Annotated in this window: 23 protein-coding genes; 10 read left to right on the plus strand and 13 right to left on the minus strand. The window is 64.7% G+C overall.

Going from position 1 to position 21,866, the window contains the following annotated elements; all coding sequences use genetic code 11:
• Positions 1–46: 46 nt before the first annotated feature.
• Both PVA39_RS00880 and PVA39_RS00885 read right to left on the minus strand, forming a co-directional pair.
• Positions 47–703, minus strand: a complete 657-nt coding sequence (locus PVA39_RS00880) for a GntR family transcriptional regulator (RefSeq protein WP_372239564.1) — start codon at positions 701–703, stop codon at positions 47–49.
• Between the two features lie 62 nt (positions 704–765).
• Complete coding sequence (locus PVA39_RS00885; protein WP_274123386.1) at positions 766–1,716, minus strand: LysR family transcriptional regulator; 951 nt, start codon at positions 1,714–1,716, stop codon at positions 766–768.
• A 188-nt stretch (positions 1,717–1,904) separates the two neighbouring features.
• Here PVA39_RS00885 and PVA39_RS00890 point away from each other — a divergent pair, with 188 nt between their 5' ends.
• From PVA39_RS00890 to PVA39_RS00920, 7 genes are all read left to right on the plus strand, one after another.
• Positions 1,905–3,320 carry an acetyl-CoA carboxylase biotin carboxylase subunit gene (locus PVA39_RS00890; RefSeq protein WP_274122400.1) on the plus strand — a complete coding sequence of 472 codons (1,416 nt, stop codon included), beginning with the start codon at positions 1,905–1,907 and terminating at the stop codon, positions 3,318–3,320.
• Positions 3,321–3,330: 10 nt separating this feature from the next.
• A complete protein-coding gene (gene oadA, locus PVA39_RS00895) occupies positions 3,331–5,142 on the plus strand; it encodes a sodium-extruding oxaloacetate decarboxylase subunit alpha (RefSeq protein ID WP_274122401.1) in 1,812 nt (603 codons plus the stop codon).
• A gap of 315 nt (positions 5,143–5,457) precedes the next feature.
• Positions 5,458–5,676, plus strand: coding sequence for a hypothetical protein (locus PVA39_RS00900; protein ID WP_274122402.1), 219 nt, complete (start codon positions 5,458–5,460; stop codon positions 5,674–5,676).
• A complete protein-coding gene (locus PVA39_RS00905) occupies positions 5,651–6,130 on the plus strand; it encodes a hypothetical protein (RefSeq protein WP_274122403.1) in 480 nt (159 codons plus the stop codon). The genes PVA39_RS00900 and PVA39_RS00905 overlap by 26 nt, the downstream gene beginning before the upstream one ends.
• Before the next feature lie 115 nt (positions 6,131–6,245).
• Positions 6,246–7,460: a YeeE/YedE family protein gene (locus PVA39_RS00910; RefSeq protein ID WP_274122404.1), complete on the plus strand. Its 1,215-nt coding sequence runs from the start codon at positions 6,246–6,248 to the stop codon at positions 7,458–7,460.
• Complete coding sequence (locus tag PVA39_RS00915; RefSeq protein ID WP_274122405.1) at positions 7,454–8,299, plus strand: alpha/beta hydrolase; 846 nt, start codon at positions 7,454–7,456, stop codon at positions 8,297–8,299. Before PVA39_RS00910 ends, PVA39_RS00915 begins: the two co-directional genes overlap by 7 nt.
• A gap of 275 nt (positions 8,300–8,574) precedes the next feature.
• Complete coding sequence (locus tag PVA39_RS00920; RefSeq protein ID WP_274122406.1) at positions 8,575–9,948, plus strand: alanine/glycine:cation symporter family protein; 1,374 nt, start codon at positions 8,575–8,577, stop codon at positions 9,946–9,948.
• A 63-nt stretch (positions 9,949–10,011) separates the two neighbouring features.
• Here the strand turns inward: PVA39_RS00920 and PVA39_RS00925 are convergent, their stop codons facing one another.
• From PVA39_RS00925 to PVA39_RS00940, 4 genes are all read right to left on the minus strand, one after another.
• Positions 10,012–11,595: a gamma-glutamyltransferase family protein gene (locus PVA39_RS00925; protein WP_274122407.1), complete on the minus strand. Its 1,584-nt coding sequence runs from the start codon at positions 11,593–11,595 to the stop codon at positions 10,012–10,014.
• Positions 11,596–11,656: 61 nt separating this feature from the next.
• The gene (locus PVA39_RS00930) at positions 11,657–12,982 is read right to left on the minus strand and encodes a TRAP transporter large permease (RefSeq protein ID WP_274122408.1); all 1,326 of its coding nucleotides are present in this window, start codon (positions 12,980–12,982) and stop codon (positions 11,657–11,659) included.
• A complete protein-coding gene (locus tag PVA39_RS00935; protein ID WP_274122409.1) occupies positions 12,979–13,497 on the minus strand; it encodes a TRAP transporter small permease subunit in 519 nt (172 codons plus the stop codon). The genes PVA39_RS00930 and PVA39_RS00935 overlap by 4 nt, the downstream gene beginning before the upstream one ends.
• Positions 13,494–14,603, minus strand: coding sequence for a TRAP transporter substrate-binding protein (locus tag PVA39_RS00940; protein ID WP_274122410.1), 1,110 nt, complete (start codon positions 14,601–14,603; stop codon positions 13,494–13,496). The genes PVA39_RS00935 and PVA39_RS00940 overlap by 4 nt, the downstream gene beginning before the upstream one ends.
• Between PVA39_RS00940 and PVA39_RS00945 the strand changes: the two genes are divergently transcribed.
• Positions 14,602–14,805 carry a hypothetical protein gene (locus PVA39_RS00945; RefSeq protein ID WP_274122411.1) on the plus strand — a complete coding sequence of 68 codons (204 nt, stop codon included), beginning with the start codon at positions 14,602–14,604 and terminating at the stop codon, positions 14,803–14,805. The genes PVA39_RS00940 and PVA39_RS00945 overlap by 2 nt on opposite strands.
• Positions 14,806–15,091: 286 nt before the next feature.
• Here PVA39_RS00945 and PVA39_RS00950 read toward each other — a convergent pair whose 3' ends face one another.
• The 5 genes from PVA39_RS00950 to PVA39_RS00970 form a co-directional block, all read right to left on the minus strand.
• Positions 15,092–15,538 (minus strand): Lrp/AsnC family transcriptional regulator, encoded by a 447-nt coding sequence (locus tag PVA39_RS00950; RefSeq protein WP_093500899.1) that lies wholly within the window; start codon positions 15,536–15,538, stop codon positions 15,092–15,094.
• A 58-nt stretch (positions 15,539–15,596) separates the two neighbouring features.
• Positions 15,597–16,052, minus strand: a complete 456-nt coding sequence (locus PVA39_RS00955; protein ID WP_274122412.1) for a GNAT family N-acetyltransferase — start codon at positions 16,050–16,052, stop codon at positions 15,597–15,599.
• Between the two features lie 70 nt (positions 16,053–16,122).
• The gene (locus PVA39_RS00960) at positions 16,123–16,593 is read right to left on the minus strand and encodes a hypothetical protein (RefSeq protein ID WP_274122413.1); all 471 of its coding nucleotides are present in this window, start codon (positions 16,591–16,593) and stop codon (positions 16,123–16,125) included.
• Positions 16,590–17,426, minus strand: a complete 837-nt coding sequence (locus tag PVA39_RS00965) for an amino acid ABC transporter permease (protein WP_274122414.1) — start codon at positions 17,424–17,426, stop codon at positions 16,590–16,592. The genes PVA39_RS00960 and PVA39_RS00965 overlap by 4 nt, the downstream gene beginning before the upstream one ends.
• Complete coding sequence (locus PVA39_RS00970) at positions 17,423–18,244, minus strand: ABC transporter substrate-binding protein (protein ID WP_274122415.1); 822 nt, start codon at positions 18,242–18,244, stop codon at positions 17,423–17,425. Before PVA39_RS00970 ends, PVA39_RS00965 begins: the two co-directional genes overlap by 4 nt.
• Positions 18,245–18,355: 111 nt before the next feature.
• On the opposite strand from PVA39_RS00970, the gene PVA39_RS00975 reads away from it, so the two are divergent.
• Both PVA39_RS00975 and glsB read left to right on the plus strand, forming a co-directional pair.
• Positions 18,356–19,252, plus strand: coding sequence for a homocysteine S-methyltransferase family protein (locus tag PVA39_RS00975; protein ID WP_274122416.1), 897 nt, complete (start codon positions 18,356–18,358; stop codon positions 19,250–19,252).
• An 83-nt stretch (positions 19,253–19,335) separates the two neighbouring features.
• Positions 19,336–20,244: a glutaminase B gene (glsB, locus tag PVA39_RS00980; protein WP_093500889.1), complete on the plus strand. Its 909-nt coding sequence runs from the start codon at positions 19,336–19,338 to the stop codon at positions 20,242–20,244.
• Between the two features lie 66 nt (positions 20,245–20,310).
• Here the strand turns inward: glsB and PVA39_RS00985 are convergent, their stop codons facing one another.
• Positions 20,311–20,709, minus strand: a complete 399-nt coding sequence (locus PVA39_RS00985) for a hypothetical protein (protein ID WP_274122417.1) — start codon at positions 20,707–20,709, stop codon at positions 20,311–20,313.
• A gap of 88 nt (positions 20,710–20,797) precedes the next feature.
• The gene (locus PVA39_RS00990) at positions 20,798–21,784 is read right to left on the minus strand and encodes an asparaginase (RefSeq protein WP_274122418.1); all 987 of its coding nucleotides are present in this window, start codon (positions 21,782–21,784) and stop codon (positions 20,798–20,800) included.
• Between the last annotated feature and the right edge of the window lie 82 nt (positions 21,785–21,866).

Below are 21,866 nucleotides of genomic sequence, written 5' to 3' on the forward strand. Positions count from 1 at the left end.
TGGCCGCTCCTACCAGGATCGCGCAGCGGTAGCTTTTTTCTTGGATTCAGCGATGCCCAGGCAACTGCTCGAACAGGCTGCGGCAGACCCCCGTGATGTGCTCTTCGAGTAACGTGGCGGCGCGCTCGATGTCGCGGGCGCGGCAGGCTGCGAGGATTTCGCGGTGCTCGTGATCGGCGAGATCCTTGCCCTCGGACAGGCTCATCTGCATGCGCAGGTAGCGTTCCAGTTTGTCGTGGATGGAGCGGATCAAGCTGACCAGAAATGGCCGCTGTGCCGGCTCGTACAGGCAGGCATGCAGCTCCCAGTTGAGCTCGGCCCAGCGGCCGACATCGTCTTCGCCGATGAACTCCTCGCAGATGCGCTCGGCACGGGCAAAGGTGGCTTCGTTCATATTGGGAATCGCCAGGCGCAGCACCTTGTCTTCGAGCAGGATGCGCACCTCGAACATCTGCGCCAGGTCCGGCTCGGAGATGCGCGTGACCACCGCGCCCTTGTTGCGCTGGAACACCACCAGCCCCTCGGCTTCCAGGCGTTTGAGCGCTTCGCGCACGGGGATCTTGCTGACGTTGAACAGCTTGGCGATATCGTCCTGGCGCACCGGTTCGTCTTCGGCAAAATGCCCGGCGACGATGGCGTCGCGCAGGTGCTTGGTGATCACCTCGGAGGCAGACGGGGTAATGCCCAGGTTCGGGGCATTCAGGGGGGGTAATGGCACGTGGTGCACCTGCTGGAAGAGGCTTTTGGATATGATATACGAAACCATTACAGTGAATTGCTTGCGCCACTGAACTGCTCGGCCAGCGCACCGATCTGCTTGCGTCGGTCACGCACGAAGTTGAAGAACGCCTGGGCCACCGGCGACAGGTGCTTGCCGCGCGGATGCAGCACGCACCAACTACGCAGCAGTGGCAGCTCGGCCACTGGCAGCTCGCGCAGCAGGCCCAGCTGCAGCTCGCGACGCACCGCGTGGCGTGGAATCAGCGCCAGGCCCAGGCCGGCCAGTACGCCTTCACGCTGACCCTCCATGGAGCCGACCTCCTGGATCTGCGCGAAGTGGGCGCGCTTCTGGTGGCAGTACTCCTCGCAGGCGCGGCGCGTACCTGATCCCGGCTCGCGTACCAGCAGCGGCCAGTCGCACAGGTCCTGCAACTGCAACGTTTCGGCCTGATTCAGTGGATGGTCCGCCGGCGCCACGGCGATGATCGGGTTGTTGAGAAAGGGCAGAAATTCCAGGGCCATGTCCGATGGCACCTGGGACATGATCAACAGGTCGTCGCGATTGGCGCTTAGTCGCCGCACCGCCTGGGTGTGGTTGACCACCGTGAGCTGCAGGCTGACTTCCGGGTGTTCGCGGCGAAAAGCGGCGAATAGGTGGGGAACGAAATACTTGGCGCTGGATTCGATGGCCAGGCTCAATTGCCCCTGCAGCGAGCCCTTGAGGTCGGCGAGCTGCATGTCGAGGCTCTCCAGACGCCCGAAGATATCCTCACTGGCCCGCTGCAGCGCTTCGGCGGCCTCGGTCAGGTAGAGCTTCTTGCCCACGTAGTCGAACAGAGGCTGGCCGAGCAGCTCTTCGAGCTGGCGAATCTGCAGGCTCACGGCTGGCTGAGTGAGGGCCATTTCTTCGGCAGCGCGGCTGTAGGAGCGGTGATCGCACACCGAGCGAAATACCTGAAGCTGCCGAAAGGTCATGCGTAACAATGACTTGCGAATTTTACTCACCACTCGAATGGTTTCTTGTTCGCAGAGCATAAGTTTTTACTTATGCAGAACCCAACAAATATTGATTTTGGTTAATTGTTACAGCGGCGTAGGGTTTGACCAAAGACCGGTCTGGAATCATTCGGTCATATATCGACCCTCCAAGGGTTGCCTGTTCACGTGATCGAGGATGTTGGCTCGTGATCAAGAAAATCCTGATCGCCAACCGTGGCGAGATTGCGGTGCGCATCGTGCGGGCCTGCGCCGAAATGAACATTCGTTCGGTAGCCATCTATTCGGATGCCGATCGTCAGGCGCTGCACGTCAAACGTGCCGACGAGGCCTACGGCATCGGTGACGACCCACTGACCGGCTACCTCAACCCGCGCAAGCTGGTGAACCTGGCCGTGGAAACCGGCTGTGATGCCTTGCACCCCGGCTACGGCTTTCTTTCCGAGAATGCCGAACTGGCGGAAATCTGCGCCGAGCGCGGCATCAAGTTCATTGGCCCGAGCGCCGAGGTCATCCGCCGCATGGGCGACAAGACCGAAGCGCGACGCAGCATGATCAAGGCCGGCGTGCCGGTGACGCCGGGCACCGAGGGCAACGTCGCGGATATCGCCGAGGCGCTGCGCGAAGGTGACCGCATCGGCTACCCGGTCATGCTCAAGGCCACCTCCGGCGGTGGCGGCCGCGGCATTCGCCGCTGCAACTCGCGCTCCGAGCTGGAACAGGCATTCCCACGGGTAATCTCCGAGGCCACCAAGGCCTTCGGCAGTGCGGAAGTGTTCCTGGAAAAATGCATCGTCAACCCCAAGCACATCGAGGCGCAGATCCTCGCCGACAGCTTTGGCAACACCGTGCATCTGTACGAGCGTGACTGCTCGATCCAGCGCCGCAACCAGAAACTCATCGAGATCGCCCCGAGCCCGCAGCTCACCCCGGAGCAGCGCGCCTACATCGGTGACCTGGCCGTGCGCGCCGCCCAGGCGGTGGGCTACGAGAACGCCGGTACCGTGGAGTTCCTGCTCGCCGAGGGCGAGGTGTACTTCATGGAGATGAATACCCGGGTGCAGGTGGAGCACACCATCACCGAGGAAATCACCGGCATCGACATCGTCCGCGAGCAGATTCGCATCTCCTCGGGCCTGACGCTGTCGATCAAGCAGGAAGACATCCAGTACCGCGGCTTCGCCCTGCAGTTCCGCATCAACGCCGAGGATCCGCGCAACAATTTCCTGCCCTCGTTCGGCAAGATCACCCGTTACTACGCCCCCGGCGGCCCGGGTGTGCGCACCGACACGGCGATCTACACCGGCTACACCATTCCGCCGTACTACGACTCCATGTGTCTGAAGCTGATCGTCTGGGCGCTGACCTGGGAAGAAGCCCTGGCCCGCGGCTCCCGGGCGCTGGACGACATGCGCGTGCAGGGCGTGAAGACCACCGCCACCTACTACCAGCAGATTCTCGCCAACGACGAATTCCGCAGTGGGCGCTTCAACACCAGCTTCGTCGACAACCACCCCGAGCTCTTGAACTACTCGATCAAACGCAAGCCGGGCGAACTGGCCCTGGCCATCGCCGCCGCCATTGCCGCCCATGCCGGCCTGTGAGGAACGCACCATGACAAGAAAGATCACGGTTACCGACACCATCCTGCGCGACGCTCACCAGTCCCTGCTGGCCACCCGCATGCGCACCGAGGACATGCTGCCGATCTGCGACAAGCTCGACAAGGTCGGCTACTGGTCGCTGGAAGTCTGGGGCGGCGCGACCTTCGACGCCTGCGTGCGCTTCCTCAAGGAAGACCCGTGGGAGCGCCTGCGCCAACTGCGCGCAGCGCTGCCCAACACCCGCCTGCAGATGCTCCTGCGTGGCCAGAACCTGCTCGGCTACCGTCACTACAGCGACGACGTGGTGCGTGCCTTCGTCGCCAAGGCGGCGGAAAGCGGCATCGACGTGTTCCGCATCTTCGACGCCATGAACGACGTGCGTAACCTGCAGGTGGCCATCGAGGCGGTGAAGGCCAGCGGCAAGCACGCCCAGGGCACCATCGCCTACACCACCAGCCCGGTGCACACCGTCAAAGCCTTCGTCGCCCAGGGTAAGGCCATGCAGGCCATGGGCATCGACTCCATCGCCATCAAGGACATGGCCGGCCTGCTCACGCCGTACGCCACGTTCGAGCTGGTCAAGGCACTGAAAGCCGAGATCGACTTGCCGGTATTTATCCACAGCCATGACACGGCTGGGTTGGGCGCGATGTGCCAGCTCAAGGCCGTCGAGGCCGGCGCCGACCATATCGACACGGCTATCTCCAGCTTCGCCTGGGGCACCAGCCACCCCGGCACCGAGTCGATGGTCGCCGCACTCAAGGGCAGCGAATACGACACCGGCCTGGATCTGTCGCTGATCCAGGAAATCGGTATGTACTTCCACGCCGTGCGCAAGAAGTACCACCAGTTCGAAAGCGAATTCACCGCCGTGGACACCCGCGTGCAGGTCAACCAGGTGCCGGGCGGGATGATTTCCAACCTCGCCAACCAGCTCAAGGAGCAGGGCGCGCTGAACCGCATGAACGAAGTGCTGGCGGAGATTCCGCGGGTGCGCGAAGACCTCGGTTTCCCGCCGCTGGTCACGCCGACCTCGCAGATCGTCGGTACCCAGGCGTTCTTCAACGTACTGGCCGGCGAGCGCTACAAGACCATCACCAACGAAGTGAAGCTCTACCTGCAGGGCGGTTACGGCCAGGCGCCGGGCAAGGTCAACGAGCAGCTGCGCAAGCAGGCCATCGGCAATGAAGAGGTGATCGACGTGCGCCCGGCCGACCTGCTCAAGCCGGAAATGGACAAGCTGCGCGGGCAGATCGGCGAGCTGGCCAAGAGCGAGGAAGACGTGCTGACCTTCGCCATGTTCCCGGACATCGGCCGCAAATTCCTCGAAGAGCGCGAGGCCGGCACCCTGCAACCCGAAGCCCTGCTGCCTATTCCCGATGGCAGCGGCGTGGCGGCAGCCGGCGGTGCAGGCGTGCCGACCGAATTCATCATCGACGTGCACGGCGAAAGCTACCGCGTGGACATCACCGGCGTTGGCGTGAAGGGTGAGGGCAAACGCCATTTCTACCTCTCCATCGACGGCATGCCCGAGGAAGTGGTGTTCGAGGCGCTCAACGACTACGTCGCCGGCGGCACCGGCAGCAAACGCCGCAGCGCCAGCGCACCGGGCGATGTGAGCACCAGCATGCCGGGCAACATCGTCGACGTGCTGGTCAAGGAAGGCGACACCGTCAAGGCTGGCCAGGCCGTGCTGATCACCGAAGCCATGAAGATGGAAACCGAAGTGCAGGCGCCGATCGCCGGCACCGTCAAAGCCGTGCACGTGGCCAAGGGCGACCGCGTCAACCCGGGCGAAGTGCTGATCGAAGTAGAAGCCTGATCGTCACCGATTAACCTCTGGGGGCCGTGAGGCCCCTTTTTTTGTCTGTCGGCCCTGATCTTTTGGGAGCGGTTAGGGGCAGAGCCTCGGGAGTGGGCCATGCCCACAAATCTTTCGGGCGCATGGCGCCCTCCCACAGACGCCCACAAAGCCCCAGGCACTCCGCTCAGCCGCCGACGCTTGCAATGGCTCCGAGGCTTTTGCACCATGCCCGGCCTCGCGGGTGTTGCCGCGGGAACCGTTACGGATAGCGGTTGGCTATCTGCCTGCCGGCATTTTCAACGTGCCGGCCAACCTCGCTTATAGGGACATTCCATGCTGCGTCGCTGCGTTCTTCTTTGCCTCCTGTTCAGCCTGGCCGCCTGCTCCAACGGCCGCAAAATCGACTATTCCCAGGCCTACCCGGTGGTGCCGCAAGCCTTCGCCAAGGCCGTCGAGGTGCAGGTGATCGACGAGTGCCCTTATGTGGTGTCGGGCAACAAGAAGGGCCACTTCGTCGGTCTGATCCGTGGCAGCTATTACATCCCCCTATGACGTCAATACTCGCTCCGGCGAGCCGCTGGCTCAGGAGCTGCAGAAGTCGCTACTCGGCGGTTTCCAGCGCAAGGGTGTCAATGCCCGCGCCGTCGATGGCAATGCACGCCAGGCCTCTTCTGCCGATGCCATGCTGCTGTCGATTCGCGTGCGCGAGTGGAAAAGCGAGAGCTTCATGGGCGTGGTGCTGACCCACGCGCTGACCGCCGATGTGCTCGACAGCCAGGGCCAGCGCTTGGCCTCGGTACCACTGCAGGGCTCATCGAGCGTTTACGACTTCACCGACTCTGGCAAGGCGATCCTTTCCAGCGTGCTGACCCAGCAGCAGGTTCGCCAGGCGCTGAACGGCGAGCAGGTCGAAGTGGTCGAGGCGGCAGAGATCGAGGAGGGTTCGGTACGGCGTGATCCGACCGGCCTGTTCACGCCGCCGATCGCCCGTGACGGCGTGTTCTGACCACTGCCGCTTGTGGGCATAACCTTTTCAGGATTCGTTCTAAGCATCCTCTCACCAGCGCCGGCGGGACGGGCTAGAATAGCCGACCGTTTCAATTGGTTATTCGAAGGTCTATATGAATCTCTCCATCCCTGCTGCGGCGCCGGCCAATCGTCCGGGTACGCCGCTTGTGGCCATGGCGCTGCTGCTGGCCGGCGCGCTGGCGCTCACCTTCGCGGTCAGCGGGCGTCAGGCGTTGTTGTTCATCGTCGGTGGTGCGCTGGGCCTGGTGCTCTATCACGCGGCGTTCGGCTTCACGTCTGCCTGGCGCGTGCTGCTCAACGAGCGCCGTGGCGCCGGCCTGCGTGCACAGATGGTGATGCTGGCCATCGCCGTGCTGCTGTTCTTCCCGGCGCTGTCGGCAGGCACCTTGTTCGGTACGCCGGTCAAGGGGCTGGTGGCGCCAGCGGGCACCTCGGTGATCGTCGGCGCCTTCATCTTCGGCATCGGCATGCAGCTGGGCGGCGGTTGCGCATCCGGCACGCTGTTCACCGTGGGCGGCGGCAACGCGCGGATGCTGGTGACTCTGCTGTTCTTCATCATCGGCGGCGTGGTCGCTACCCATCACCTGGAGTGGTGGTCAGCGCTGCCGAGCCTGCCGCCGACCTCCATCGTCACCCGCCTGGGCCTGGTGCCGGCGCTGGTCGTCAGCCTGGCGCTGTTCGCCGCCATCGCCGCGCTGAGCGCGCGTCTGGAGCTGCGTCGTCACGGCAGCCTGGAACGTGCGGCGCCTAGCGAGCATCAGGGCTGGCAGCGTTTCCTGCGAGGCCCCTGGCCGCTGATCTGGGGCGCGGTGCTGCTGGCGCTGCTCAACTTCGCCACCCTGGCGTTGGCCGGTCGCCCCTGGGGTATCACCTCGGCGTTCGCGCTGTGGGGCGCCAAGGTACTGCAGGGTACCGGTGTCGACGTTTCCAGCTGGGCGTTCTGGCAGCAGCCGGCCAACGCCCAGGCGCTGGCTGCGCCGCTGTGGGAAGACATCACCACGGTGATGGACATCGGCATCATGATCGGCGCGCTGCTGGCCGCCGGCCTGGCCGGGCGCTTCGCGCCGAACCTGAACATCCCGCTGCGCTCGCTGGTGGCCGCGGTGCTGGGTGGCCTGTTGCTCGGCTATGGCTCGCGCCTGGCTTACGGTTGCAACATCGGCGCCTACTTCAGCGGCATTGCGTCCGGCAGCCTGCACGGCTGGCTGTGGTTGGTCGCGGCGTTCGTCGGTAACGGCGTGGGCGTGCGCCTGCGGCCGTTCTTCTTCCCGGGCGAACGCCGCGAGGCGAAGCTGACCGGATGCTGACAGCTCGCCCTGCAAGGCCGGCAGCGCTGCTTCTTGGCGCGCTGCTGGTCTTTGCCTTGGGCGGTTGCCAGTCGCCGCAAGAGCGTCTTGGCGAGCTGGCCGGTCAGCACCATCGCTTACAAACGCTCGACAGCAAACCCTTTCCGTTGCTGCTCGGTGCACCAGTCCAGGCGCCGGCGGCGGCACGTCTGCGCGTTTATCTGGAAGGCGATGGCCAGGCCTGGGCGACGCCGTCGCAGCCCAGCCTCGACCCCTCGCCGAGCGATCTGCTGGTGGCGCGCCTGGCATTCAGCGATCCGACGCCCAGCCTGTACCTGGCGCGGCCCTGCCAGTTCGTCACCGCGCCTGGGTGCACCACGAGCCTGTGGACAAGTCGGCGCTTCGGCAGTGAAGTGCTGGGCAGCCTCGACGGGGCGCTCGATCTGATCAAGGCTCGCTACGGCAACCGCGATTTCGAGCTGGTGGGCTATTCCGGGGGTGCCGCGTTAGCCTTACTGCTGGCCGCCCGGCGTGATGATGTGGCCAGTGTGCAAACTCTGGCCGGTAACCTGAGCCCCCGGTACTGGGTGCAGCTTCAGCACCTGAGCTCACTCGATGGCTCCCTCGACCCACTGGATCATCGACAGCGCCTGGTGCTGATTCCGCAGCGCCACCTTACTGGCGCCGTTGACGAGATAGTGCCCGCCGCTGTCGCAGACCATTACCTCAATGGGCTTGGGACGGCGCCGTGTGTGGAAATTGTCAGCCTCGCCGGAGTCAATCATCACTCAGGTTGGGAAAACGCCTGGGCGCAGTGGCGGCAATCGCCACTCAAATGTGTTCCGAGTATGAGGCCCTGATAACCATCAGACTGCCTTTGATCATGGCGAATACCTGTTTCATTGACGCCACTTAGCGAATTCGCCTGTTTTTTTGGCGCCTCGTGGGGGCAAGTTGTTATAGCCTTGGCGCCCTGGCAACAATCGCCCGGCTTTGCAATTGATTGATCCGCCAGCCGTTTTCCAGAAATCGTGTCTATGACGATTGCGCTCGGCGGATACCTCGGTGCCACCGCACCAAGCCGATCCCGGCGGCCACAAGCCGTAATGGACATAACAAAAAGGATAACTACCCGATGGATTCATTCCTCGCTCTACTGTCGAGCATCAACAGCTTCGTGTGGGGCCCGTTCCTACTCATTCCGCTGCTGCTGCTCACCGGCCTGTACCTGACCATTCGCCTGCGGGGCCTGCAATTTCGCGTGCTCGGTCATGCCTTCTGGCTGGCCTTCGTCAAACGTTCGGAAAAGGGCGACGTGCCGGGTGACGTGTCCCACTATCAGGCGCTGGCCACGGCGCTGGCGGCGACCGTCGGGGTGGGTAATATCGCTGGCGTGGCGACGGCCATCGGCATCGGTGGCCCGGGCGCGCTTTTCTGGATGTGGATGACCGGCCTGCTGGGCATGGCGACCAAGTATTCCGAGGCGCTTTTGGGCGTCAAATACCGGGTGACCGATGCCAAGGGCGAGCAGAGCGGTGGCCCGATGTACTACCTCACCAACGGTGTTGGCGGCTGGTTCGGCAAGAGCCTGGGCATCGCCTTCGCGATCTTCGGTGTGCTGGCCTCGTTCGGCATCGGCAACATGGTGCAGTCCAACACCGCGGCCCATCAGCTGTACGACACCTGGGGCGTATCGCCGGTGGTCAGCGGCCTGTGCCTGGCGCTGGTCACCGCTGTGGTGATCATCGGCGGCATCAAGAGCATCGGCCGCTTCGCCGCGGCCGTGGTGCCGCTGATGATCGTGCTGTACATCGCCTGCATCATCGCTGTGCTCGTGGCCTTCGCCGACCGCTTACCGGGCGCCATCGCGCTGATCTTCACCGATGCCTTCAGCGGCTCGGCGGCGGCTGGCGGCTTCCTCGGCTCCAGCGTGATTCTCGCGGTGCAGATGGGCGTGGCACGCGGCATCTTCTCCAACGAATCGGGCCTGGGTACTGGCGCCATCGCGGCGGCAGCGGCGAAGACCGATAAGCCGGTGCGCCAGGCCATGGTCTCGATGACCCAGACCTTCCTCGACACCCTGGTGGTGGTGACCTTCACGGCCCTGGCGATCATCGTCACCGGCGCCTGGATGCAGGAAGGTCTCAAGGGCGCGCCGATGACCGCTTGGGCGTTGGAGCAGGGCATGGGCGGCGGCTGGGGCCTGTACACCGTGGCCATCAGCGTGATGGTCTATGCCTTCACCACCATCCTTGGCTGGTCGTATTACGGCGAGCGTTGCATGGAGCGCCTGGTGGGCCGTGTGGCGGTGATGCCGTACCGGCTGATCTTTTCGGTGATGGTGTTCGTCGGCGCGGTGACGTCGCTTGAAGTGGTGTGGACCTTCTCCGACATCGCCAATGGCCTGATGGCGCTGCCCAACCTGATCGGCCTGCTGCTGCTCTCCGGTATCGTGGTCAAGGAAACCCGCGACTACATGAGCCGCAAGAACTGGAAGAGCGAGGACTGAGCGCTCGGCCGGCAACGAAAACGCCCCGCTTGTGCGGGGCGTTTTCGTTCTGCCAAGCGGTTTCTACAATCCGCAGACGCTGCCGTCGCTGCGCGGGTCGGCGGCGCCTTCCAGCACGCCGTTGGGATGGCGCAGCAGGGCGCCGGCGTGACCCATGGTGTCACTGAAAGCCTCGTCCAGTGGTTCGACGATATGCCCGGCCTGGCGCAACTTCTCGAGCAGTTCGGCGGGGAAGCGGCTTTCCAGTTTCAGACTGGTGCTGACATCGCCCCAGGTGCGGCCCAGTAGCCAGCGTGGCGCGCTGACCGCCGCCTGCAGGTCGCTGCCCAGGCGGTAGCGGCTGAGAATCGCCGCCTGAGTCTGCGGTTGGCCCTCGCCGCCCATGGTGCCGTAGCTCAGGGTGCGGCCGTCGTCGAACAACGCCAGAGCCGGGTTGAGCGTGTGGAACGGCTTGCGCCCCGGCTCCAGGGCCTGCAGGGCGCTCGGGTCGAGGGAGAAACTGATGCCGCGGTTCTGCCAGGCTACGCCCGTTGATGGCAGCACCACGCCGGAGCCGAACTCCCAGTACACGCTCTGGATAAAGCTGACGGCGCGTCCCTGGTCGTCGATGCAACCCATCCAGATGGTGTCGCCCGGCTGCGCCGGCTGTGGCCAGGTCAGCGCCTGTTGCGCATCGATCCTGTCGGCCAGGCGCTGCAGGTTGGCATCAGCCAGCAAGGCTTGCGGATCTTCCGGCACGCGTCGCGGGTCGGTTACCACGCGGTCGCGGATCAGAAAGGCCTGCTTGGTCGACTCGACCAGCCCGTGCACATGGGCGAAGCCTTCGGCCTGCTCGACGCCGAGTTTCTCGAAGATGCCAAGGATCAGCAGCGAAGCCAGGCCCTGGGTTGGCGGCGGCATGTTGTACAGCGTGGCATCGTTCAGCCGCACGCTCAGCGGCTCGACCGCGCGGGCCTGGTAGCCCTGCAGGTCGGCCAGGCGCAGCGGGCTGCCCAGGCGTTCGAGATCGGCGGCCATGCGCGTGGCCAACTCGCCGCGGTAGAAATCATCCAGGCCGGCGTCGGCCAGGCGCTGAAGGGTATCGGCCAGGGCCGGCTGGCGCAGCAGGTCGCCTTCGTGTGGCGGCTGGCCGTCACGCAGGTAGACCTCGGCGAAGCCCGGTACGCCCTCCAGCTCGGCCAGCTTGGCGCGGGTCAGCTGCGCCTGGCTGCGGCTGACCACGATACCGCGGCGGGCGTGGCCGATGGCATCGGCGAGCAGCTCGGGCAGCGCCAGCGTTGGCTGCCAATGGCTGGTCTGGTTCAGGGCCTCGGCCCAGCCGCCAACCGTGCCGGCCACGGTCAGTGCGGCGAGCGGGCCGCGGCTGGGAATCTGCGTGTGGCCGGCGTAGAAGTCGCGATCAGCCAGGGCCGCGCTGCTGCCACAGGCATCGATGGCGATGGGGCGCTTGCCCGGTTCGTGGATCAGCCAGAAACCGTCACCGCCGATGGCATTCATGTGCGGGTAAACCACGGCGATGGTGGCCGCTGCCGCGACCATTGCTTCCACGGCGTTGCCGCCGGCCTTGAGCGCATCGCGTCCGGCCTGAGCGGCCAGGTGGTGCGGCGCCACGAACAGGCCGCCGGTGGCATGGGTGGTCTTGAGCATGCGGGATCCTTTCTTGTTGGTTGGCCGAGCCGATCATCGCCGGCCCGGCGCAATTACGCCATCACCAGCCAATGGCGGTGGGCAGCCAGGTGGCCAGTTGCGGGAAGCTGAACACCACGGCCACGGCAAGTGCTTGCAGCGCCACGTAGGGCAGGGCGCCGACGTAGATGTCGCGGGTGGTGACGCCTGGTGGCGCCACGCCCTTGAGGAAGAACAGCGCCCAGCCGAACGGCGGGGTGAGAAACGACATCTGCAGGTTCAGCGCCACCAGGATGCCCAGCCACACCAGGTTGGTGTCGTAGGCGACGAACACCGGCAGGAACATCGGCAGGGCGATGTAGGAGATCTCGATCCATTCCAGAAAGAAGCCGAGCACGAACAGCACGGCCATCAGAAACAGGATCGCCCCCAGTTCGCCGCCGGGCAGCAGGTTGAACATCTCGTGCACCAGCGCCTCGCCGCCCAGGCCGCGAAAGGCCAGGGAAAAGGGCTGCGAGCAGAGCAGGATCAGAAAGATCATCGCGCTGATGGTCAGGGTGCTGTGCAAGGTGGCCTTGAGCGTTGGCCAATCCAGGCGCCGTGCGCAGGCCGCGATGATCAGTGCGCCCAGAGCGCCCATGGAGGCCGCCTCGGTGGGTGCGGCCACACCGCCTATGATCGAGCCGAGCACCGCCATCACCAGCAGCATCGGCGGCAGCACGCTGCGCGCCATGTCCTTGAGCAGTTGCTTGCGGCTGGTCAGGGCGCGCTCCTTGGCCGGAATCGCCGGCACCCAGTGCGGGCGCAGCCAGCCGAGCAGCAGCATGTAGGCGACGTAGATCAGCGCCAGCACCAGGCTGGGGATAAAGGCGGCAGCGAAGATCGAGCCCACCGACTGGCCGAGGATATCGGCCAGCAGGATCAGCACCAGGCTCGGCGGGATCACCTGGCCCAGGGTGCCCGAAGCGCAGATGGTGCCGCAGGCTACGGTCTTGTTGTAGCCTCGGCGCAGCAGCGTCGGCAGGGTCAGCAGGCCGATGGTCACCACGGTGGCGCCGACGATGCCGGTGGACGCGCCGAGCAGCACGCCGACCAGGATGATCGCCAGGCCCATGCCGCCGTTCAGGCCGCCCATGGCGCGGCCGATGGTGTCGAGCATGTCTTCGGCGACCCGGGATTTTTCCAGCATCACCCCCATGAAGGTGAACAGCGGTATCGCCAGCAGAGTGTAATTGCTGACCACCCCGAACATGCGCGCCGGCAGCAGGGCGAACAGCATCGGGCCGAAGCCGACCATGCCGGCGACGAAGCCGGATACGGCCAGGGAAATGGCCACCGGCACGCCGACCATCATCATGGCGAAGAAACCGATGACCATGGCAATGGCCAGCCACTCGTTGGGCGTCATACGCGAGCCTCCTGCAGGCGAGTCGGCAGCAGCAGGGTGCACAGGGCGCGCAGGCTGTCGGCCAAACCCTGCAGGCCGAACAGAGCGAAACCCAAGGGCAGGAAGGCCTTGATCAGAAAACGGTACGGCAGCCCGCCCGGGTCGGGTGAGCCCTCGCCCATGTTGTAGGACTGCAGGGTGTATTTGTACGCCAGGTGGGCGATATAGAAACCGATGGCCGCGGTGGCGATGCCGCTGAGCAGGTCGACCGCGGCCTTGGCTTTCACCCCGAATTTCTCGTATAGAAAGTCCACCCGCACGTCCTGGCGGTGCTTGAGCGTGTAGGCGATACCGAGCAGGGCGATGGGCGAAATCAGGTACCACTCCAGCTCCTGCAGCGCGACGGGGCTGAAGTCGAACAGGTAGCGCATCAGTACGTCGAACGACACCAGCAAGACCAGCAGCAGCACGCAAGCGCGGGCCAACGCGCCGAGGGCTTCCACCAGCGCCTCGATACGGCTGACGATGGCCATCATGATTCGCCCATCCCGATTTCCATGAACGCCTTCTCGCCCACCGAGGCCCAGGATATGTACTGCTTGCGGAAGGCGAAAAAGTGCTCGTAGATTTTCTTGGTCGCCGGATCGCTCGCCGCCATGCTCGACAGGGTGTCGCGGGTGACTTCGTGCAGGCGCTTGATGATGTCGTCCGGCAGTGGCCGGGCGATCACGCCCTGGTTGTTCACCAGATCCTGCATGGCCTCGGCGTTGACCGCATCGCACCAAGACCAGCTATCGACATTGCAGCCTTGGGCGCAGACCCGCACGATGGCCTGCAGATCGGCCGGCAGGCTCTCCCAGGCCTGCTTGTTGATGATCAGCTCGGTGACGTTGGTCGGCTCGTGCCAGCCGGTGGTGTAGTAATTCTTGGCCGCCTTGTGCAGGCCCATACGGCGATCCTGATAGGGGCCGACGAACTCGGCGGCGTCGATCACGCCGCGCTCCAGCGCCGGAAAGATCTCGCCACCGGGCAGCAGGCGCACGGCCACGCCGAGCTCGCTGTAGACCTTGCCGGCTAACCCTGCGATGCGCATCTTCAGGCCCTTGAGGCTGTCGACGTTCTCCAGCGGTTGGCGGAACCAGCCGGTCATCTGCGTGCCGGTGTTGCCCATGGGCATCGGCACCAGGCCATGGGGTTCGTAGAGCTCTTCCCAGAGTTTCAGGCCGCCGCCGTTGTACAGCCAGGCGTTCATGCCTTGGGTATTCATGCCGAACGGCACGGCGGTAAAGAATTGCGCGGCAGGAATCTTGCCGGCCCAGAAGAAGGCGTTGGCGGCGTTCATTTCCACCATGCCGCTGGCCACTGCATCGAAGCCCTCCAGCGCCGGGATCAGCTCGCCGGCCGCGAAGTGCTGAATCTTCAGGCGCCCACCGGACATTTCCTCGACGCGCTTGCAGAAGTCGGTTGGGCTGCCCGGGCCCTGCACGTAGAAGGGCGAGCCCGGCGCATAGGCGTTGGTCATCTTCCAGTTGAAGGTCTTGCTGCTGACGGCAGCGCTGGCCACGCCGCTGGCGCCTATTGCCAGGCCTGCGCCGGCTGCGAGGGCGCCGGCGCCGATGAAATTGCGTCGATTGAGGCTCATGGGATTCTCCTTTCGCGGTGGCCATGGCGACTGGCGTTTGCCTGCCGGATGTAAAGTCGCTGCTGATTGCCGTCAGCAACTGCCATGCCAGGAGAAAATTATTTATAAACAATTGATTAATAATGGTTTTATTTTTATTTCAGGATTTCGAAAAAGTGGCCAAACGCACAAAAAACAAGCGCGTCGCCAGGGTAGGAGCTGACGAAGCGGCAACCACAACCGTGATTACTGAACATTTGGCAGGTCACGGCGGTTACCCAAGGTCATACCGTCAAGCAGGGGCGCGGTGAGCGGCCGAATGTCAGTTGTGCACCAAAACGCGCCGCCGGCACGCTTTTAAAGCAGCCTCTACGGCCGGGGATCGCCAGCGTCGCTGCCGCAAATGCTGTGGCGGTGGCTTCCGAGCCGCTCCAGTGGGAGTGCGCCATGCGTGCGCAATCGCCGGCATGGACTGTCCTGTATGAGTTTGCTGAACGATGGCCTGCGGCTTACAACCGCGCACCGCCACGCCGATGCTTGACCCGGGTCATCAGCGCCTTGCAGTCCACCGTGAGGATTTCCGGGTGGTTGAAGATGTGCTGGCGCACGAAGGCATCGAAAGTCTCGTAGCTGTCGGTCAGGGTGTGGATATGCAGGCTCTTGAGGTCGCTCATGATGTACAGGCTGACCACTTCACGGGTGGCCGAAAGCCGTTCGGCGACTGCCTCGATGGCATACGGCGCCACGGTCAGGTCGACGAAGGTGGAAATACCCTTGCCGAGCTTTTCCGGGTTGACCACCGCGGTGAATTTCTCGATCACGCCGCTCTCTACCAGCGCCTGCACGCGGGTGCGGGCGTGGGCGCGGGAGATGTTCAGCTGGCGGGCGATATCGGCGAAGGAGGTGCGTGAATCCTTGATCAGGATATTCAGCAGCGCATTGTCGAGTTTGTTCATGGCTCGCTCTGTCGGTGGTTGAGACCGACAGGGATGCGGATTGTGTGCCAGCTGCGGCTTAGAGCAGCTTGCGGTACTGCTCGAACCCGGCGCGTTCGCCGATGCGCTCGTACAGCAGTTTGGCCTTGGCGTTGGTTTCGTGGGTCAGCCAGTGCACCCGTGAGCAGCCGGCCTGGGCCGCCTCGGCGTAGACGTGTTCGATCAGCTGGCGGCCGATGCCGTTGCCGCGCACGTCCTTGCCGATGAACAGGTCCTGCAGGTAGCAGTAGTCGCCGGTGGTCCAGCAGGAGCGGTGGTAGATCCAGTGCACCAGGCCGATGGCTTCGCCGTCGCGCCAGGCCAGGGCGGCGAACATCGGTTCGCTCGGGTCGAGAAAGCGCTGCCAGGTCAGGTCGCTGGTCGCCGCATCGATCTCGGTCATGTAGAAGCGCTGGTAGCCCTGCCACAGCGGCAGCCAAGTGGCGTGATCGGCGGCGCTGACAGCGTGGATGTCCACGGGAATGCGAACGCTCATGGGCAGGTCTCCTGAAAGTCGGTCGAGGGTCATCCTGCGGGGTGACGCCGCTCACCGCAAGCGCAGTGGCTCAGCAGATGACCAGCTGCCCGCTCGGCCATTCGCCGTCCCAGCCGCAGGGGATATGCCCGGCCTCGTAGACCTGGATCAGGCTGTCGAAGAACAGCGGCGGCACCAGCGCCTCGCGGTAGGCGGCTTCCATCAGGTAGGCGTGCAGGATCCACTGCAGGTCGGCGAGGACGGCGTTATCAGCAAGGTCGACCGGCAGCTTTTGCCATAGTGGCTGCAGGGCGGTCTTGGCCTGGCCTGCCAGCTCGTTCCAGGCCTGATACTGGCCCGGATGCAGGCGCGCCAGGCGCCCGGTGATGGCGTTGCGTGCTTCCAGCGTGGTGGCCTCCCAGGCGTCGCCGGCCAGCGACGAGCCCAGCTCGCCCTGGCCGATCTGGCGCACGCCTGGTAGCGACGAGGGTTTGCCGATATTGGCGAACCAGTCGATGCCTAGCAGGCGCTCAATGGCGGCGGCGCGTATCAGCATGCTCATCGCCCGTTCAGGTAGGCCTTGCCGTAATGCCGTTCCAGGCGTGTTTGAATCAGCTCCAGGCCGATCGACAGCAGCCAGTAGATCACCGCGGCAGTGGTCAGCATCTCGATGTAGCGGTACGACGAACGGCCGTAGGACTGGGCCAGAAACATCACCTCCCAGACGCCCATCACCGAGATCAGCGACGAGTCCTTGAGCATGGAGATGAACTGGCTGGTGGTCGGCGGGATGATGGTGCGCATTGCCTGGGGCAGGGTCACCCGCCAGAAGATCACCACCGGCTTGAGGCCCAGCGCCAGGGAGGCTTCGCGCTGGCCGGCCGGCACGCCGAGCAGACCGGCGCGGAAGATTTCGCTCAGGTAAGCACCGTAGTTCAGCGACAGGGCGATGATTCCGGCGGTGACCGCACCTGGCACCAGGCCCAGCTGCGGCAGGCCCAGGTAGATCAGCAGGATCTGGATCAGCAGCGGTGTGCCGCGAAAGAACGAGGCGTAGAAGGTGGCGATGCCGAACGCCACGGCACTCTTCGAAAGTCGCGCCAGGGCGGTGACGAAGCCCAGCGCCAGGGACGCCCAGATCGAGCAGAAGCACAGGAACAGGGTCAGTGCCGCGCCTTGCAGAAAACCGTTGGGCGCCAGGCTGGTGCCGAGCAGGTTGGGCAGCTTGTCGAGGATGATCGAGAACTTCAGGTCGAAGCTCAGGAAGAACGCCACGCACAGGGCGAACAGGCTCGCCCAGGTGAGATACAGGCGGGTGCGAAAACCGAACAGGCGTTGCAGCAACGACTCGCCCGCCTGGGGCGGCGGGCGAGGGGTTTCAGGTGGAGGCGTCATTGGCTGATATCGGAACCGATCCACTTCTTGGAGATGGCCGCCAGGGTACCGTTCTGGCGCAGCTCTGCGAAGACGCTCTCGACCTTGGCGCGCCATTCGGCGTCATCCTTCTCGATGGCCACGGCGTTGGGTTCGGCGTACAGCGCGCTGCCGGCCAGCTTGAAGCGTTTGTCCTGATCGATGCGCGGCTGAGCAGTCACCAGATTGGTGAGGATGGCGTCCAGGCGCACGCCGGCACCCAGGGCCAGGTCGTGGAAGGCTACGGTATCGTTGTCGTAAGGCGCGACCTGCACGGCGTCGAACGGATAGACCAGCGGCTTGTCCTCGGCGCCTTCGATGACCAGGTCCTTGTTCAGGTAGCCCTCGTAGGAGGAGGCGCTGGTAACGCCGACCTTCAGGCCCGAGAGGTCTTTGGCCGAGTGGATGCGGTCATCGCTGGCGTTGACTACGATCACTGCCGGCGAGGCGTAGTAGGTCACCGGGAAGTCGAACACCTGGGCGCGCGCCTGGCTGGGCGTCATCGAGCAGATGCAGATGTCGTAACGGCCGTTCCAGCGGCCGGCGGCGATCACGTCCCAGGACGGCGTTTCCAGGCGCAGCTTGACGCCCAGCTTATCGGCCACGGCCTTGGCGACATCGACGTCGAAGCCGTCGAGCTGGTTCTGATCATTGAGAAAGGAGAACGGCGGGTAGTTTTCCATCAGCACGTTGACCAGCTCGCCGTTCTTCTCGATGCGGTCGAGGGTCGGGCCGGCCAGAGCCAGGTTGCAGACGGAGGCGAGGGTCAGGCCGAGGGCGGCGAGCAGAGTGGTTTTCACGGAAATCCTTGGGCGAGAAAAAGGTTGTGAGCGGCAATTTCGGCGTATTAAATAGTTATAAATAGACGCATCCAAATGAATTGAATGCATATCGATATGACTGGAGCTTATATGAGCGAGCGATCTCTGATTCTGCTGGACGGCGGCATGGGCCGCGAGCTGCAGCGCCGCGGCGCGCCGTTTCGCCAGCCGGAGTGGTCCGCCCTGGCCCTGACCGAGGCGCCGGAGCAGGTGGAAGCGGTGCACGCCGCCTATATCGCCAGCGGCAGCCAGGTAATCACCAGCAACAGCTACGCCGTGGTGCCCTTTCATATCGGTGAACAGCGCTTCGCCGCCGAGGGCCGCGATCTGGCCGCGCGTGCCGGCCAACTGGCGCGTAGCGCAGCGGACAAGGCTGGCAATGGCGTGCGCGTCGCCGGCTCGCTGCCGCCGTTGTTCGGCTCGTACCGCCCGGACCTTTTCCAGCCTGAGCGCGTCACCGAGGTGCTGACCCCGCTGCTCGACGGCCTCGCCCCCCACGTCGATCTGTGGCTGGCGGAAACCCAGAGCGCCATCGCCGAGGCGCGCGCCATTCACGCCCACTTGCCCAAAGACGGCAAGCCGTTCTGGCTGTCGTTCACCCTGCGCGATGAAGACGTGGATGAGGTACCGCGCCTGCGTTCCGGCGAGCCAGTGGCCGAAGCGGCGCGGGCGGCGGCCGAACTGGGCGTCGAGGTGTTGATGTTCAACTGCAGCCAGCCGGAAGTGATCGGTGACGCCATCGACGCGGCGCGCGACGTTTTCACCAGCCTCGGTGCGAACGTCGCTATCGGCGCCTACGCCAACGCTTTCCCACCGCAACCCGAGGAAGCCACCGCCAACGACGGCCTCGACCCGCTGCGCGAAGACCTCGACCCGCCGGGCTACCTGCGCTGGGTCGCCGACTGGCGCGCACGCGGTGCCAGCCACCTGGGCGGTTGCTGCGGCATCGGCCCGGAGCACATCGCCGAATTGGCGCAGCGCCTCTGAACGTCGCTGTGCTTTGCGGGTCAGTCGTGGCGTCTATGGCTGATTGAGCCCGGCAGCCGCCGGGCCAGATTGCGAGCGTGTCCATGCAAGCGTTGTTGAATGAAATCCTCGACCAGGTCCGCCCTCTGATCGCCCAGGGCAAGGTCGCCACCTATATCCCTGCCCTGGCCGATGTGGCGGTGGATCAGCTGGGTATCGCCGTCTACGGCAACGATGGCGAGCTGTTCACCGCCGGCGATGCGCACACGCCGTTCTCGATCCAGAGCATCTCCAAGGTATTCAGCCTGGTGCAGGCCATCCAGCATTCCGGCGAGAGTATCTGGGAGCGCCTGGGCCACGAGCCATCGGGCCAGCCGTTCAATTCCCTGGTGCAGCTGGAGCTGGAAAACGGCCGGCCGCGTAACCCGTTCATCAACGCTGGTGCCCTGGTGATCAGCGATATCAACCAGTCACGCTTCGCCGCCCCGGCGCTGTCGATGCGCGATTTCGTACGGCGCCTGTCGGGCAACCCCCATGTGGTGATCGACCGCCATATCGCCGAATCCGAATACCAGCACCGCGCGCGCAATGCGGCGATGGCCTACCTGATGCAGTCCTTCGGCAATTTCCACAACGACGTCGAGATGGTGCTGCGCAATTACTTCAGCTACTGCGCCCTGAGCATGAGCTGCGTGGACCTGGTCAAGGCGTTCTGCTTCCTGGCCCGCGACGGTTTCTGCAAGCACAGCGGCGAGCAGATTCTCAGCGCTCGGCAGACTCAGCAGGTCAATTCGATCATGGCCACCAGCGGGCTGTATGACGAGGCCGGCAACTTCGCCTACCGCGTCGGCCTGCCGGGCAAGAGCGGCGTGGGCGGCGGTATCGTCGCCATCGTGCCGGGGCAGTACACCATCTGCGTATGGTCGCCGGGGCTCAACAAGGCGGGCAATTCCCTGGCGGGTATGGCCGCGCTTGAGGTACTCAGCGAGCGGATCGGTTGGTCGGTATTCTGAGGAAGCCGGATCGAAGCGCACTTCGATCCCGGCAGGCTTGGGCTGCCTGAGCGGCAGCCGCGCGGTTTACTCGGCGTCGCGATGCGCTTTGCGCAGCATCTGCAGGTCCTGGTCGCTGCAGGTGCCGGCCACCGGAGCGGTCAGGTCATAGCACGGGTGACGGAAACCCATCGGCCAGTAAATGATGCTGTACGGCGGCCAGAAGATCGACACCACGCGAAAGCGGGTGCTCAGTTTGCCTTCCGAGATCGGCTGGCCAGTGGTGGTGCTGGTCAGCTTGTACGGCACGCCACCGGCGCGGTTCCAGAAGAACGGACGAATCTTGACCAGGCCTTGCGGGTGCTGCTCGGCGCGCTCGTTGATGGCAACGGTGCTGTTTTCCGGCAGTTTGAAGAAGGCTTTGGTCGAGCAGCCCGTGATGGCCAAGGCGAGCAGGAGGAATACGGCGGAGCGGAACAAAGGCATGGAACGTCCTTGTGAATAAGGGGAATAGACGCTGGCTTACTGTCAGCGGGGCGCGACTATACCGGCTGGCCGCGCGCTGATCCATGCTTTAGTCGACACGCTCGCCACACAGATCGAGGCTGAACAGCCGTTCTACCTCGGCCTGCGCCAGGCCGGCACCGAGCAGGGCGAACAGTTTGCCCAGGGCCGCTTCGCGGGTCATGCCGCCGGCCGAGATTAGCCCGGCCGAGGCCAGCTGACTGCCTGCCGCGTACACACCGAACTCCACATGCCCGTGCGCGCACTGGCTGATCGCCGCCAGCACCACACCGCGGCCATGGGCTTCACGCAATACGTCGAGCAGCTCGGCGTTGTCCGACGGGCCGGTACCGCTGCCGTAGCACTCCAGCACCAGGCCCTGCACGCCGCTGTCCAGTAGGGCGCGCAGATGGCTGGCGCGCAGACCTGGCACCAGCGGCAGGGCGAGTAGGTTGACCGGCTGACGCGGCTGGCGGAAGTCGATGGTCGCCGGCAGTTCGCCCAGACGATTGCCCTGGCGCTTGCGCGGTACGACCTGGAAGGCATCGAAGGCTTCGCTACTCAGCTTGCTGACGCGGGCGCCGTGCATCAGCGCGCCGTTGAAGTACAGGTGCACGCCCGGCGCTACGCCGCCTCCCAGCGCCTGCATGGCACCGAACAGGTTGGGCCAGGCATCGCTGTTCTCGGCGCCGGCCGGCAGCATCGACCCGGTCAGCACCACCGGTACCGGCAGGCCCAGCAACAGAAAGCTCAGGGCTGCGGCGCTGTAGGCCAGGGTGTCGGTGCCGTGCAGCACCAGCACGCCGTCGCAGCCGTCCTGCTCGACGCCCTGGCGGATCGCGGCGACCATCCCCAGCCAGTTGGTTTGGGTCATATTGGCGCTGTCGATGGGCGGCAGCAGCTCGCGGAAGATCCAGTTCGGCAAGCGCTCGGCCTGCTGGGTTTGCTGCGCACGCACGCGCGCCTCGAAACCGGAGGCGGGCGCCAGGCCGCTGGCGCTGGCCTGCATGCCGATGGTGCCGCCGGTATAGAGCACGAGAATATTGGATGAAGTCATGGATCACCTGATGGGGTGGTCTTGGCGCGTGGCCGTCATCGAGACACTGCACTGTAGCGCACAGTCGAATCGGGCCCGCGGG

The sequence above is a fragment of the Pseudomonas sp. CNPSo 3701 genome (genome assembly GCF_028674975.1).
GTDB classification, from domain to species: domain Bacteria; phylum Pseudomonadota; class Gammaproteobacteria; order Pseudomonadales; family Pseudomonadaceae; genus Aquipseudomonas; species Aquipseudomonas straminea.